This window comes from Lactobacillus delbrueckii subsp. delbrueckii DSM 20074 = JCM 1012 (assembly GCF_001433875.1).
GTDB classification, from domain to species: domain Bacteria; phylum Bacillota; class Bacilli; order Lactobacillales; family Lactobacillaceae; genus Lactobacillus; species Lactobacillus delbrueckii.
This window is the reverse complement of record NZ_AZCR01000162.1, coordinates 1-259: the sequence shown is the minus strand read 5'-3', so window position 1 is coordinate 259 and position 259 is coordinate 1. Positions and strand designations below refer to the sequence as shown.

The 259-nt window shown below is 56.0% G+C and carries 1 rRNA gene; it reads left to right on the top strand.

Annotated elements, in window-relative coordinates:
• Positions 1-250: ribosomal RNA gene (locus FD23_RS08940) — 16S ribosomal RNA — on the top strand; the annotation flags it as partial.
• Between the last annotated feature and the right edge of the window lie 9 nt (positions 251-259).

The window sequence follows — 259 nt, the reverse complement described above, 5'->3', positions numbered from 1 at the left end:
TCTCAGTTCGGACTGCAGGCTGCAACTCGCCTGCACGAAGCTGGAATCGCTAGTAATCGCGGATCAGCACGCCGCGGTGAATACGTTCCCGGGCCTTGTACACACCGCCCGTCACACCATGGAAGTCTGCAATGCCCAAAGTCGGTGAGATAACCTTTATAGGAGTCAGCCGCCTAAGGCAGGGCAGATGACTGGGGTGAAGTCGTAACAAGGTAGCCGTAGGAGAACCTGCGGCTGGATCACCTCCTTTCTAAGGAAA